The organism is Mycobacterium alsense, assembly GCF_002086635.1.
Classification (GTDB): domain Bacteria; phylum Actinomycetota; class Actinomycetes; order Mycobacteriales; family Mycobacteriaceae; genus Mycobacterium; species Mycobacterium alsense.
Window position 1 is genome coordinate 1 of the sequence record NZ_MVHD01000079.1, and the last position, 14,821, is coordinate 14,821.

At 72.8% G+C, this 14,821-nt stretch carries 10 protein-coding genes and 1 pseudogene; all 11 read right to left on the bottom strand.

What is annotated here, in order from left to right:
* Positions 1-4,097 (bottom strand): type I polyketide synthase (locus BST11_RS25305; RefSeq protein ID WP_142276563.1); only part of this gene is annotated, 4,097 nt, incomplete at its 3' end.
* A 181-nt stretch (positions 4,098-4,278) separates the two neighbouring features.
* Positions 4,279-5,340: a type III polyketide synthase gene (locus BST11_RS25310; protein ID WP_083140969.1), complete on the bottom strand. Its 1,062-nt coding sequence runs from the start codon at positions 5,338-5,340 to the stop codon at positions 4,279-4,281.
* A 90-nt stretch (positions 5,341-5,430) separates the two neighbouring features.
* Positions 5,431-6,843 carry an argininosuccinate lyase gene (argH, locus tag BST11_RS25315; protein ID WP_083140970.1) on the bottom strand — a complete coding sequence of 471 codons (1,413 nt, stop codon included), beginning with the start codon at positions 6,841-6,843 and terminating at the stop codon, positions 5,431-5,433.
* A 79-nt stretch (positions 6,844-6,922) separates the two neighbouring features.
* A complete protein-coding gene (locus tag BST11_RS25320; protein ID WP_083140971.1) occupies positions 6,923-8,122 on the bottom strand; it encodes an argininosuccinate synthase in 1,200 nt (399 codons plus the stop codon).
* Between the two features lie 14 nt (positions 8,123-8,136).
* Entirely contained in the window at positions 8,137-8,631 is a 495-nt protein-coding gene (locus tag BST11_RS25325; protein WP_083140972.1) for an arginine repressor, read from the bottom strand.
* Entirely contained in the window at positions 8,628-9,554 is a 927-nt protein-coding gene (gene argF / locus BST11_RS25330) for an ornithine carbamoyltransferase (RefSeq protein WP_083140973.1), read from the bottom strand. The genes BST11_RS25325 and argF overlap by 4 nt, the downstream gene beginning before the upstream one ends.
* Entirely contained in the window at positions 9,551-10,711 is a 1,161-nt protein-coding gene (locus BST11_RS25335; protein ID WP_083140978.1) for an acetylornithine transaminase, read from the bottom strand. The genes argF and BST11_RS25335 overlap by 4 nt, the downstream gene beginning before the upstream one ends.
* Positions 10,712-10,725: 14 nt before the next feature.
* A complete protein-coding gene (gene argB, locus BST11_RS25340) occupies positions 10,726-11,610 on the bottom strand; it encodes an acetylglutamate kinase (protein WP_083140974.1) in 885 nt (294 codons plus the stop codon).
* The gene (gene argJ / locus BST11_RS25345; RefSeq protein WP_083140975.1) at positions 11,607-12,818 is read right to left on the bottom strand and encodes a bifunctional glutamate N-acetyltransferase/amino-acid acetyltransferase ArgJ; all 1,212 of its coding nucleotides are present in this window, start codon (positions 12,816-12,818) and stop codon (positions 11,607-11,609) included. The genes argB and argJ overlap by 4 nt, the downstream gene beginning before the upstream one ends.
* Positions 12,815-13,874: pseudogene (gene argC, locus BST11_RS25350) on the bottom strand (N-acetyl-gamma-glutamyl-phosphate reductase). The gene argJ and the pseudogene argC overlap by 4 nt, the downstream one beginning before the upstream one ends.
* Before the next feature lie 134 nt (positions 13,875-14,008).
* Positions 14,009-14,821: hypothetical protein (locus BST11_RS27745; RefSeq protein WP_083140977.1), on the bottom strand; the 813-nt coding region annotated here is incomplete at its 5' end.

Sequence of the window (14,821 nt, forward strand, 5' to 3'; positions counted from 1 at the left end):
CCCCCCGCGTCCAGCCGCCATCCCCGCGCCGGCAGCCGCAAGAGCGACTCGGCCGAAACCGGCGCCAGGCGGGCCGCGTAGACCGCGCCCGCGCGAATCACCAATTGCGGCTCGCCGCAGCCGATCACCGCCCCCACGTCGACGGAGCCGTCGGAGTCGATCAGCACCACCCGGCCGGGATGCTCGGCCTGCGCCGAACGCACCAGCCCCCATACCGCCGTGCCGGGCAGGTGCGTGACCGCCTCGCCGTCGAGCGCCATCGCTCCGCGGGTGAGCACCGCCAGCACCCCCGACCCGTCGCCCGCCAGCCAGGACTGCAGCACGCCCAGCACCTCGGTGGTGGCGGCGTGCACCGACCCGACCACGTCCGGGCCGGCCTCCGCCAGCTCCCACACCGCGGTGTGGTCGCGCACTGCGCCGAAATGCCCCTCGGCCACGGCGATCGGGGACCACGTCACCTCCAGCAGCCCCTCGGCGGGGGCCGCGGCCGCCGACAGCTGCCCGGGCGCCATCGGGCGCATGACCAGCGACCGCACCGACAACAGCGGCAGCCCCGCCGAGTCGGCCAGCTCCAGCGTCACCGCCTCGGCGCCGGCGGGCGCGATGCGCACCCGCGCCCGCGCGGCTCCGGCGGCGTGCAGCGACACCCCCTGCCACGCGAACGGCAACACGGCCGCGGCCCGTTCGCCCGCCAGCCCCGCCGCGTGCAGGGCGGCGTCGAGCAGCACCGGGTGCAGCCCGAAGCCGCCGGCCTGCGCGCCGGCCTCCTGGGGGACCTCGACCTCGGCGAAGGTCTCGTCCCCGCGGCGCCACACCGCCCGCAGCCCGCGGAACGCGGGGCCGTACTCGTAGCCGCGCCGCGCCAGCCGTTCGTAGGCGCCGTCGACGTCCACCGCGGTGGCACCGACGGGCGGCCACACCGACAGGTCCGCGTCCGGCGTCAGCGGCCGCTCACCCAGCAGGCCCTGGGCGTGCAGCACCCAGTCCGAACCCGGCTGCGCGCCGGCCGAATACACCGACACCTCCCGGCGCCCCGACCCGTCGGGCGCACCGACCACCACCTGGACCCGAACGACGGCCGCCGCGGGCAGCACCAGCGGGGCCGACAGCGTCAGCTCCTCGATCGCCCCGCAGCCGACCTCGTCGCCGGCGCGGATGGCCAGCTCCACGAACCCCGCGCCGGGGAACAGGATCGTGCCGGCCACCGCGTGCGCGGCCAGCCAGGGCTGGGCCGCCACCGATAGGCGGCCGGTCAGGACGAGCCCGCCCGCATCGGGCCGCTCCACGACCGCGCCCAGCAGGGCGTGCCCGGCGGCGGCCACGCCCAGGCTGCCGGCGTCGCCCGACGCGCCGGAGCCGTCGGCCAGCCAAAACCGGCGGCGCACAAACGCATACGTCGGGAGGTCCACCCGCCGCCCACCGGCCACCGCGGGACGCCAGTCCACCGCGACGCCGGACACGTGAGCCTGACCCACCGACAGCCAAAAGCGCTGCAGCCCACCGTCATCGCGCCCCAGCGTCGGGATCACCACCGCGTCGTCGCCGTGGCCGTGCTCGGACAGCGTCTCCTCGATGCCGGCGATCAGCACCGGGTGCGGGCTGGATTCGACGAAGACGCGGTGCCCGGCCTCGGCCGCGCTGCGCACCGCTTGGTCGAATTGCACCGTCTGGCGGATGCTGCGGAACCAGTAGTCGGCGTCCAGCCCGGCGGTGTCCATGGGCCCGCCCGTCACGGTCGAGAAGAACGCGACCGGCGACGAGCGCGGCGCGATGCCGGCCAGCGCCTCGGCGAGCGGCTCGCGGATCGCGTCGACGTGCGCGGAGTGCGACGCGTAGTCGACGTCGATCGCGCGGGCGCGCACGCCCTCGGCCTCGCACCGCCGCATCAATTCGGCCAGGGCGCCCGGGTCGCCGGACACCACGACCGCCGAAACACCGTTGACCGCGCCGATATTCAGCCGCTCACCCCAGGCGGACACCAATTCCCGCGCCCGCGCCGGCCCGCACGCCAGCGACACCATGCCGCCCGCGCCCGACAGGCGCACCAGCAGCCGGCTGCGCAGCGCCACCACCCGGGCGGCGTCCCGCAGCGACAGCGCGCCCGCGACGCAGGCCGCCGCGATCTCGCCCTGCGAATGCCCGATCACCGCGTCGGGGACCACGCCCAGCGAGCGCCACAACTCGGCCAGCGACACCATGACCGCCCACAGCGCGGGTTGCACCACGTCGACGCGATCGAGACCCGGCGCGTCCGGCGCGCCGCGGACGACGTCGATCAGCGACCAGTCCACGTGCTCGGCCAGGGTCTCGGCGCACCGGTGCAGGTGTTCGGCGAATACCGGCGCGGAGTCCAGCAATTCGGCTCCCATGCCGGCCCACTGCGAGCCCTGCCCGGGGAACACGAACGCCGTCTTGCCCGCCGCCCGCGCCCGCCCGGCCACCACGTTCGCGCCCGGCTCCCCGGCGGCTAGGCCGGCCAGCCCGGCCGCCAACTCGTCGCGGTCGGCGCCCACCACCACCGCGCGGTGCCCAAACAGGGCCCGCGTCGACACCAGCGACCACCCCACGTCCACCGGGCGCAGGTCCGGGTCGGCGCTCACGCGCGCGAGCAGCCGCGCGGCCTGCTGCGGCAGCGCGTCGGCCGACCGGGCCGACAGCACCCACGGCGCGGCCGGGTCATCGCCGGGCACCCCAAGGTTTTCCGGCGCGGGGCTTTCGGTGGGGGGTTCTTCCAGGATCACGTGCGCGTTGGTGCCGCTGATCCCGAACGACGACACCCCCGCGCGGCGCGGCCGGTCCCCCGCCGGCCATCCCCGCGGCTCGGTCAGCAACGACACCGCCCCGGCCGACCAATCCACGTGGGGGGTGGGCGCATCGACGTGCAGCGTCCTGGGCATCGCCCCGTGCCGCATCGCCTGCACCATCTTGATCACCCCGGCCACCCCGGCCGCGGCCGACGAATGACCCATGTTCGACTTGATCGATCCCAGCCACAGCGGCCGGTCCGCCGGCCGGTCCTGCCCGTAGGTGGCCAGCAGGGCTTGGGCCTCAATGGGATCGCCCAGGGTGGTGCCCGTGCCGTGTCCCTCCACCAGGTCCACGTCGGCCGCGCCCAGCCGCGCGTTGGCCAGCGCCGCGCGGATCACCCGCTGCTGCGCCGGCCCGTTCGGCGTGGCCAGCCCGTTGGAGGCGCCGTCCTGGTTGACGGCCGACCCCCGCAGCACCGCGAGCACCGGATGCCGCAGCCGGCGGGCGTCGGCCAGCCGCTCCAGCACCAGCACGCCCACCCCCTCGGAGAACCCGGTGCCGTCGGCCGCGCCCGCGTAGGCCTTGCAGCGGCCGTCCGCGGACAGCGCTCGCTGCCGGCTGAATTCGATGAACATCGCCGGCGTGGCCATCACCGTCACCCCGCCGGTCAGGGCGAGATCGCAGTCGCCCGACCGCAGCGACTGCGCGGCCAGGTGCAGCGCCACCAACGACGACGAGCAGGCCGTGTCCACCGACACCGCGGGGCCCTCCAGGCCCAGCGCGTACGCGACCCGGCCCGACGCCACGCTCAGGGTGGAACCGCGTAGCCCATAGCGTTCCAGCTCGCCGGGCATGCGCCCCTGCCCGCCGTAGGAGCCGTGGAACACCCCGGCGAACATGCCCGTGGGCGAGCCGCGCAGCGCGAGCGGGTCGATGCCGGCCCGCTCCAACGCCTCCCACGACACCTCCAGCAACAGGCGCTGCTGCGGATCCATCGCCAGCGCCTCGCTGGGCGCGATCCCGAAGAAGGCGGCGTCGAAATCGCCGACGTCGGACAGGAACCCGCCGCACCGCGCGTAGGACTTGCCCACGGCGTCGGGGTCCGGGTCGAACAACCCGGCCAGGTCCCAGCCGCGATCCGCCGGGAACTCCGAGACCACGTCGCGCCCGTCGGCCACCATCTCCCACAGGGCCTCCGGGGAGTCCACCCCGCCCGGGTAGCGGCAGGCCATACCCACCACCGCGACCGGTTCGGCCACCAGGTACCGGCGGTTTTCCCGCTTCAGCCGCTCGTTTTCCTTCAGCGACCGTCGCAGCGCCGCGACGAGCTCATCTTGGGTGCTGCTCACGCGACCCGGCCTCTCGTGTCACTCATCCGAACGGGGACGACGGGCGGCCTCTTGCACGGCCCCCCAAGACCCCCGGACGAACCCCCGACCACACTCTCGCCGCCCCATCACTTCCCTCGAGGCCCCACCAGCAACAGGCGATTCATTACGGTACGACGAAAAATTCACGCGCGCGGCAAATTCAGTGCCACTGCAGCAGCACGAGTTCGGAACAGAATCCCGGGCCCATCGCGAGCATCAGCCCGGGACTCTCGCTGGGCGGCGGTTTGGCCATGGTGTCACGCAGCACGTGCAGGACCGAGGCCGACGAGAGGTTGCCGATCTCGCCGAGCGAGCGCCAGGTCAGCTCCAAGGCCTGCGGCGGCAGGTCGAGGGCCGCGACGATCGCCTCGATCACCTTGGGCCCCCCGGGGTGGCTGACCCAGCCGCCGATGTCGCCGATGGTCAGGCCGTGGTCCCCCAGGAACGTGGTGACGTCGTCATAGATGTACTGCTCGACCACGGCGGCGACGTCCTTGGACAGCACCAGCTCGAACCCGGCGGCCCCGACGTCGTAGCCCATGGTGCGCAGCGAATCGGGATACAGGTGGCTGCGCGAGTCCACGATCGTGGGCCCCCGCGCGCCGATCCGCTCGGCGCGGCGCGCCCCGGCGGCGACCACCGCCGCGGCGCCGTCGGCAAACAGCGCGCTGCCGACCAGGCCGGCCAGCGAGGGCTTGTAGCCGGGGTAGGTCATCGAGCACAGCTCGACCGACACCAGGGCCGCCACACCGTCCTCGGCGCCGCGCAGGTAGTCGTGCAGGCGCGCCACCCCCGCCGCCCCGGCCACGCAGCCCAGGCCGAACAGCGGCATGCGCCGCACGTCGTCGCGCAGGCCCAGCCGCCCGGCGATGCGGGCGTCCAGCGACGGGACGGCGATCCCGGTGACCGTCGTGGTGACCAGCACGTCGAGGTCCGTCGGCCGCAGGCCGGCCTCCTCGAGCGCGCCCGACAGCGCGTCGCAGCCCAGGTCCACGGCCTTGTCGATGAATATCCGGTTCGCCCTGCCGAAGTCCGTCAGCGCGGGGTAGCGCTGCAGCGGCTGGACCAGGTGGCGGCCGTTGACCTTGGCGTTGGCGTGCAGCTGCCGGATGACGTCCTCGTACCCCTCGAATTCGGGAATGCCGACGAAGAAGTCGGTGAGCTCGCGCTGGGCGTAGCGGTACGGCGGCAGGGCACCGAACACTCCCGCGATGACGCTCATGGGTCCCATTCCTTGCTGACGAGGCTTCGGGCCGACCGGTTCAACCCCGCTCCCTGGCCTGGAAGCTTAGTCTGCCGGAAACGGCCGTACTCAGCTACCTAGTCGGTCTTTGAGTTCGGCTGCGCTGGCCAGGACCGCCTCCAGCTGCTCGGCGACCCGCCGCGGCGCGGTGCCGCCCCGGCCGTCGCGCGAGGAGACCGAGCCCTCGATCGTCAGCACCTCGCGCACCCGCGGCGTCAGCTGCGGGCTGATCGCGGCCAGCTCGTCGTCGGTCAGCTCGTCGAGCCCGACGCCGCGGTGTTCGGCGGCGCGCACCGCCGCCCCGGCCGCCTCGTGCGCGGACCGGAACGGAACGCCACGCCGCACCAGCCACTCCGCGATGTCGGTGGCCAGGGTGTAGCCGGCCGGGGCCAGGGCGGCCATCCGCTCGACGTTGAACGTCAGGCTGGCCACCAGGCCGGCCATCGCCGGCAGCAGCAGCTCCAGCTGGGCCACCGCGTCGAACACCGGCTCCTTGTCTTCCTGCAGGTCACGGTTGTAGGCCAGGGGCTGGGCCTTCAGCGTCGCCAGCAGCCCGGCCAGGTTCCCGATCAGCCGCCCGGCCTTGCCGCGGGCCAGCTCGGCGATGTCGGGGTTCTTCTTCTGCGGCATGATCGAGCTGCCGGTGGACCAGGAGTCGTGCAGCGTGACGTAGCCGAATTCCGTCGAGCTCCACAGGATGACGTCCTCGGCCAGCCGGGACAGGTCGACGCCGATCATCGCGAAGATGAACGCGGCCTCGGCGGCGAAGTCGCGCGCGGCGGTCGCGTCGACGGAGTTGTCGGCGGCGGCGCGAAAGCCCAGGTCCGCGGCGATCGCCTCGGGGTCCAGGCCCAGCGACGACCCGGCCAGCGCCCCCGAGCCGTACGGCGACACCGCCGCGCGCTCGTCGAAGTCGACGATGCGGTCCACGTCGCGCAGCAGCGGGTGCGCGTGCGCGAGCAGGTGCTGGGCCAGCAGGATCGGCTGGGCGGACTGCAGGTGGGTCTTGCCGGGCATGATGGCGTCCGGGTGCGCGGCGGCCTGGGCGGCCAGGGCGCCGACGACGTCGAGGGCCCCCTCGGCTACCCGGCGCACCGCGTCGCGCAGCCACATCCGGAACAGGGTGGCCACCTGGTCGTTGCGCGACCGCCCGGCCCGCAGGCGGCCGCCCAGGTCGGCGCCGACCCGGTCGATCAGCCCGCGCTCCAGCGCGGCGTGCACGTCCTCGTCGGTGACCAGCGGGGTGAAGCTGCCGTCGGCGACGTCTTCGGCGAGGCTGTCCAGGCCGGCCAGCAGGCCGTCGCGCTGCTCCTCGGTGAGCAGCCCCGCCCGGAACAGGATCACGGTGTGGGCCCGCGAGGCGACGATGTCGTAGGGCGCCAGCACCCAGTCGAAGTGCGTGGAGCGGCTCAGCGCGGCCAGCGCGTCGGACGGGCCGTCGGCGAACCGCCCGCCCCACAGCGACCCCTCGTGCGTGCTCACGTGCCCCTCTCCCCGGCGCGAGCGACCGCGTTTGTACGCAAATTGCGGCGTGTCGCCGTGCAGACACGGTCGCTCGCGGTCATGGGGCGAGGTCCCGGCGGGCGGCGATCTTCGACGACAGCCCGTGCACGTAGACGAAGCCCTTGGCGGCCGACTGGTCGAAGCTGTCGCCCTCGTCGTAGGTGGCCAGGTTGAAGTCGTAGAGCGACTCCGCGCTGCGCCGGCCGTTGACCGCGATGTGCCCGCCGTGCAACACCATTCGGATCTCTCCCGAGACCCGCTCCTGGGTCTTGGCGACGAAGGCCTCCAGCGCGGTCTTGAGCGGCGAATACCACAGCCCGTCATAGACGAGCTCGGCCCAGCGCTGGTCGGTGTGGCGCTTGAACCGCGCCAGCTCCCGCTCCAGGGTGACGTGCTCGAGCTCGGTGTGGGCGGTGATCAGCACCATCGCCCCGGGCGCCTCGTAGATCTCGCGGCTCTTGATGCCCACCAGCCGGTCCTCCACGACGTCCAGGCGCCCGACGCCCTGCGCGCCGGCGCGGGCGTTGAGCTCCTCGATGGCGCCCAGCACCGAGACGGGCCGGCCGTCGATGGACACCGGCACGCCGCGCTCGAACCCGACGATCACCTCGTCGGGCGTGCTCCAGTTCAGCGTGGGGTCCTCGGTGTAGGCGTAGATGTCCTTGGTGGGCGCGTTCCAAAGGTGTTCCAGGAACCCGGTTTCCACCGCGCGGCCCCACACGTTCTGGTCGATGGAGAACGGCGAGCGTTTGGTGACGTTGATCGGGATGGCGTTCTCCTCGGCGAACGCGATGGCCTTCTCCCGCGTCCAGGCGTAGTCGCGGACGGGGGCCAGCACCTCGAGATCCGGTGCCAGCGAGGCGAATCCGACCTCGAAGCGCACCTGGTCGTTGCCCTTGCCGGTGCAGCCGTGGGCGACGACGGACCCGCCGTGCTCGCGCGCGGCCGCGACGAGGTGCTTGACGATCAGCGGCCGGCTGATCGCCGACACCAGCGGGTAGCGGTCCATGTACAGCGCGTTGTTCTGCACGGTGGGCAGGCAATAGCCCTCCGCGAACTCGTCGCGGGCGTCGACGACGACGGCCTCCACGGCGCCGCAGTCCAGGGCCCGCTGGCGGATCACCTCCATGTCCTCGCCGCCCTGGCCGAGGTCGATGGCCACCGCCACCACCTCGCGGCCGGTCTCCTTGCCGATCCAGCTGATCGCCACCGAGGTGTCCAGACCGCCGGAATACGCCAGGATGACGCGTTCTGACATGAACCAATCTCCTTTTATTTGAGGTGCTCTAGGGTGCGCGCCAGCTCGGCGCCGGTCATCGGCTCTCGAGCGGCCACGAAGACGGTGTCGTCGCCGGCGATGGTGCCGACCACATAGGGCAGGGCCGCGCGATCGATCGCGCTGGCCAGGTAGTCGGCGGCGCCGGGCGGGGTGCGCAGCACGGCGAGGTTGGCGCTGGCATCGGCGGACACCAGCAGCTCGCTCAGCAGCCGGGACAGCCGGGCGGTACCGCCGGACACGCCGCGCACCGGGCTGCCGTCCTCGGGGACGACGTACACCCCGACGCCGCCGTCGGCGCCGCGCAGCTTCACCGCGCCCAGCTCCTCCAGGTCGCGCGACAGTGTGGCCTGGGTGACGTCGATGCCCTCGTCGGCCAGCCGGGCCGCCAGCTCGCCTTGGCTGCTGATCGACGACGACGACAGGATCGCCACGATGCGGGCCTGCCGGCCGGCCCGGGTGGTTTCCGGGGTGGCCTTGCTGCGCGTCATCGCGACCGCTCCAAAAGCCACACCAGCAGCGCCTTTTGGGCGTGCAGCCGGTTTTCGGCCTCGTCCCAGACCGCGCTGGCCGGTCCGTCCATGATCTCGTCGGTGATCTCCTCGCCGCGGTGGGCCGGAAGGCAGTGCAGCACAACGGCTTCGGGGTCGGCCAGCGCCACCAGCCGCGCGTTGACCTGGAACGGGCGGAACGGCCCGACCCGGTCCAGCCCGTCGCCCTCCTGCCCCATCGACGTCCAGGTGTCGGTGACGACGACGTCGGCGCCCTTGGCCGCCGCGTCGGCGTCGGCGGTCAGGGTGACCGAGGCGCCGGTGTCTTCGGCGCGCTTCCGGGCGGCCGACACGACGGCCGGGTCGGGCGCGAAACCGTCGGGCGCGGCGACGGTGACGTGGACGCCGGCGGTGGCCCCGCCGAGCAGCAGCGAGTGGGCCATGTTGTTGGCGCCGTCGCCAAAGTAGGACAGCCGCAACCCCTTCAGCGTCCCCTTGCGTTCGGCGATGGTCTGCAGGTCGGCCAGCACCTGGCAGGGGTGGAACGCGTCGGAGAGCGCGTTGACGACCGGCACGGTCGCGGTCGACGCCATGGCCTCCAGCCGGTCCTGCCCGAAGGTGCGCCAGACGATGGCGTCGACGTAGCGGGACAGCACGCGGGCGGTGTCGCCCAGCGTCTCGTCGCGGCCCAGCTGGGTGCTGCGGCCGTCGACGACGACGGCGTGGCCGCCGAGCTGGGCGATGCCCAGCTCGAACGAGAACCGGGTGCGGGTGGAGTTCTTGTCGAAGATGACCGCGACCCCGCGCGGCCCGTCGAGGGGGCGGCGGGCGAACGGGTCCTTCTTCAGTTCGGCGGCCAGCGTGAGGATCTCGGCCTGCTCGGCGGGCGACAGGTCGTCGTCGCGCAGGAAGTGTCTGGTCATGTGCGCGCCTCGTCCAGAATTCCCGGCAGGGCGGCGACGAAGCCGTCCAGCTGGGTCTCGGTGATGATCAGCGGCGGCGCCAGCCGGATGACGTCGGGCGCGGCGGCGTTGATCAGGAATCCGGCGGCGCGGGCGGCCGCCTCGGCCTCCTTGGCGCACGGCGCGGTCAGCACCACCCCCTGCAACAGCCCCTTGCCGCGCACGTGGTCCACCAGCGGATGGCGCAGCTCCTCGATGCCGTGGCTCAGCACCTTGCCCAGCATCGCGGCGCGCGCGATGAGGTCGCCGTCGGCCAGCGCCTTGAGCACCCCAAGCGCGGCCGCGGCGCATACCGGGTTGCCGCCGAAGGTGCTGCCGTGCAGCCCCGGGGTCAGCAGCTCCCCGGCGGCCCCCACGGCCAGGCACGCGCCGATCGGCAAACCGCCGCCCAGGCCCTTGGCCAGCGTCACCACGTCCGGGGTGATGCCGTCGTGCTGGTGGGCGAAAAACGCTCCGGTGCGCCCGACGCCGGTCTGTACCTCGTCGAGCACCAGCAGCGCGCCGTGGCGGGCGGTGATCGCGCGGGCCTCGGCCAGGTAGCCGCCGGGCGGCACCACGACACCGCCCTCGCCCATGATCGGCTCCAGGAACACCGCCGCGGTGGCCGAATCGACAACCTCGGCAAGGGCTTTGGCGTCCCCGTAGGGCACGTGGGTGACGTTGCCCGGCAACGGCTCGAACGGCGCCTGCTTGGCGGGCTGACCCGTCAGCGCCAGCGATCCCATCGTCCGGCCGTGGAAAGCCCCTTGGGCGGCAACGACATTCGTCCGCCCGGTGAGCCGGGTGATCTTGAAGGCCACCTCGACGGCCTCGGTTCCCGAGTTGCAGAAGAACACCCGGGCCGGCGCCCCGAGGTGCTCGACCAAGGCCTCGGCGAGCGCGATGCCCGGCTCGGTGGCGTACAGGTTCGACGTGTGGCCCAGCGTGTTGAGCTGGGCGCTGACCGCCTCGATCACCGCCGGGTGGCGGTGGCCGAGCACGTTGACCGCGATGCCGCCGAGCATGTCGAGGTAGGTGTTGCCGTCGGAGTCGGTGACCACGGCCCCGTCGCCGCCGGCCAGGGCGAGCGGCGGTGTGCCGTAGTTGTTCATCATCACGGCTTCCCAGCGCTGACGCATCGCGTCCACCTGGCTCACGAGCGCACCACCTTGGTGCCCGTGCCCGCGTCGGTGAAAAGCTCGACCAGCACGCAATGTTCGACCCGGCCGTCGATGACGTGCGCGCTGGGCACTCCGCCGGTGACGGCGCGCAGGCACGCCTCGACCTTGGGGATCATGCCCGCCTCGAGCGTGGGTAGCAGCCGCGACAGCGCGGCGGTGTCGATCTCGCTGACCAGCGAGTTGCGTTCCGGCCAGCTGGTGTAGAGGCCTTCGACATCGGTGAGCATCAACAGCTTTTCGGCTCCCAGGGCTTCGGCCAGCGCCGCCGCGGCGGTGTCGGCGTTGATGTTGTGCACCACACCCTCGGCGTCCGGCGCCAGCGTCGACACCACCGGAATGCGCCCCGCCGCAATCAGATCCCGCACGGCGGCGGTGTTGACCAGCTCGACGTCGCCGACCAAGCCGATGTCGGTGGCCACCCCGTCGACGGTGACGCTGCGCCGCACTGCGGTGAACAGCTGCGCGTCCTCGCCGGTGATGCCGACGGCGTAGGGCCCGTGCGCGTTGATCAGGTTGACCAGTTGGCGGCCCACCTGCCCGAACAGCACCATGCGCGCCACGTCGAGCACTTCCGGTGTGGTGACCCGGAATCCGCCCTTGAAGTCTCCCTCGATGCCGAGCCTGCGCAGCATGGCGGTGATCTGCGGCCCGCCGCCGTGCACGACGACGGGATGGATGCCGCAGTTGCGCAGGAACGCCATGTCGGCGGCGAAGGCGTGCCGCAGCGTGTCGTCGGTCATGGCGTGGCCGCCGTATTTGATGACGACGATCTTGCCGTGCAGCTGCTTGAGCCACGGCAGGGCTTCGGCCAGCACCTGCGCCTTGACCCCGGTGGGCAGTTCCTGGGTGGTGGTCATGAGCTGTAGGCCGAGTTCTCTTCGACGTAGCCGTGGGAGAGGTCGGTGGTCCGCACCGCGGCCCGCCCATCGCCGACGCGGAGGTCGACGGTGATGTCGATGTCGGCGCCCGCGAGGTTCACCTCGCGCGCGCCGGGGGCGCCGACCCCGTCGATGCACACCGCGGATCCGTTGAACGACACGCGGATTCGATCGGGGTCGAGGGTCACCGGCGCCATGCCGACGGCCGCGAGCACCCGGCCCCAATTGGGGTCGGATCCGAACAGCGCGGTCTTGACCAGGCTGTCGCGGGCGATGGTGCGGGCGGCCGTCAGCGCGTCGTCGTCGGAGGCCGCCCCCGCCACGGTCACGGTGACGCGCTTGGTGACGCCCTCGGCGTCGGCCTGCAGCTGGGCGCACAGGTCGTCGCACACCCGCAGCACCGCCTCGTCGAGGTCGGCCTGTGCCGGGGTGACCTCGCTGGCGCCCGACGCCAGCAGCAGCACGGTGTCGTTGGTCGAGCAGGCGCCGTCGATGTCGAGCCGGTCGAAGGTTGCCGCCGTGGCGTGGCGCAACGCTTGGTCCAAAGCCGCCGCGTCGACGGCGGCGTCGGTGGTCAGCACGCACAGCATGGTGGCCAGCGACGGGGCCAGCATGCCCGCTCCCTTGGCCATGCCGCCGACGGTCCAGTTGTCGGAATGGTGCAGGGCAACCTGTTTGGGCACGGTGTCGGTGGTCATGATGGCGCGCGCGGCGTCGTCGCCGCCGGTCAGCCCGCCGGCCATTTCGTGCACGATCTCCCGGACGCCGGCGAGCACCTTGTCCATCGGCAACCGGTCGCCGATCAGTCCGGTGGAGCAGACCGCGACCTCGATGGCCCCGGTCTCGGTCCCCCAGTCGGACAGGGCGGCGGCGACGGCCTCGGCCGTGGCGTGGGTGTCCTGGAAGCCGCCGGGCCCGGTGCAGGCGTTCGCGCCGCCGGAGTTGAGGATCACGGCGCGCAGCTGCCCGGTGGTCAGCACCTGCTGGCTCCACAGCACCGGCGCCGCCTTGACCTTGTTGCGGGTGAACACGCCGGCGGCCGCTAGGTCGGGACCCTCGTTGAGGACCAGTGCGAGGTCGCGGGCCCCCGACGCCTTGATCCCCGCGGCGATGCCGGCGGCCCGGAAGCCCGCGGGGGCGGTGACGCCCTGCTCGCGCAGCAGCCGCGCAGTCTGCGTGCGGGTCACGGTGCGACCCCGACCACCGAAAGTCCCTCGGTCTCAGGCCAACCCAGCGCCAGGTTCATCGACTGCACCGCGGCGCCGCCCGTGCCCTTGACCAGGTTGTCGATCGCGGCGATCGCCACGAACGTCTCTGCGGCCTCGTCCACCGCCACGGCGATGTGCACCGCGTTGCTGCCGAGCACCGCCCCGGTGCGGGGCAGCTGACCGTCGGGCATCAAGTACACGAAAGGTTCGGCGTGGTAAGCCTTTTCGTAGGCGGCCCGCAGCTGTGACAGCGGCGCCCGGGTGCGCGCGGTGCAGGTGGCCAGGATGCCGCGCGAGGTGGGGATCAGCACCGGCGTGAACGACACGGTTACTTCGCGGTCGGTGACGGCCCGCAGTCCTTGGGCGATCTCTGGCGTGTGCCGGTGCGCGCCGCCGATGTTGTAGGCCCGCGCCGAGCCGATGACCTCCGAACCGAGCAGGTCCGCCTTGACCGCGCGCCCCGCCCCGGAGGCGCCGCTGACGGCGACCACCGTCACGGCGGGCTCGATGAGGCCCTCGGCCATGGCGGGCAGCAGCGCCAGCAACGCGGAGGTCGGATAGCAGCCCGGGACCGCGATGCGGCGGGCGCCGCGCAGCCGCTCACGCGCGCCGGGCAGCTCGGGCAGGCCGTACGGCCAGCTGCCGGCGTGGGCCGTCCCGTAGTAGCGCTCCCAGGCGGCGGAGTCGGTGAGGCGGAAGTCGGCGCCGCAGTCGACGATGACGACGTCGGGGCCGAGCTGTTGCGCCAGCGCGGCGGAATGGCCGTGCGGCAGGGCCAGGAACACGACGTCGTGACCCTCGAGGGTGGCGGGTTCGGTGGGCTCGACCACGCGCTGCGCCAAAGGGATCAGGTGCGGATGGTGCTCACCCAGCGCACTGCCGGCGCTGGCGGCGGCGGTCACTGCGCCGATCTCGAGCCGGCCGTCGGCGTAGGCCGGATGCCCGAGAAGCAGCCGTAGGATCTCCCCGCCTGCGTAGCCGGTGGCACCGGCAACCGCCACCCTCAACACGTCGGCCATTTCGACGATTCTGCATGGTTATGCAGTACTTTGCAAATCCATTCCCAGGACGCTCGGGACGCCGAGGGGCGCGCCCAGGAGGCCGTGGTCGGGCAATGGCTCCGCTTCGGGAGAGCGAGGGCCTACACGAACCTCCTGGGCGGCGCCGAGTCAGGCGCTGATGCCGATGCCCAGGCTGGCGTTGAGCGCCGCCTGCAGGGAGAGTGCGAGATCCCGCAGCGCCGCGCCCAGCGACGTCACGAGCGTGCCGCCGGTCTGTTCGAGCGCCGCGGTGGCGCCGGCGAATCCGGTCGCCAGTGACGCGCCCACCCCGATGAGGCTGGGGAAGCCGACGCCGACGGTGGCCGACAGGCCGCCGCTCAGCGCGGAACCGATCTCGGCCGCGGTGTTCTCCCAGATCGTCGCCAGCGCGTTGCCCATGCCGGTCAGCCCGGACAGGCTCGCGGCCAGGCTGCCACCCAGCGCCTCACCGGCCTGCAACAGGCCTGACAGGCTACCGCCCAGGCCGGCGACCAGGGTTGCCCCGGTCTGGGCCAGGCCGTTCAGGGTCGCGCCGAGGCTGGCGCCCAGGGCGGCGTTGATCGACAGCATCAGGTTCGGCAGGCTCAGCTCCGGCAGCGCCGCCAGGAAGTTCGCCGCCAGGTTGGCACCGGTCTGGATCGCCCCGTTGATGCCGGCCTGGAACGCACCGGCCAGGTTGCCCAGGTTGGCCGCGAAGCTGGCCGCCAACGCCTCACCCGTCTGGATCAATCCACCGAGGTTGGCCCCCAGATTCAAGCTGCCGCTCAGCGCCGCGTTCAGCGCTGCCCCGAAGCCGTTGAGAGCCGCGTTCAGTGAGCCACCGAACGAGGCGCCCAACCCGTTGAGCGCCGCGGACAGCTCCACACCCAGCGCACCCAGGTTAGGAATCGCGATCGCCGGCAGACCCGGCAACGACGCCAAGAAATTGGCCGCCAGGTTGGC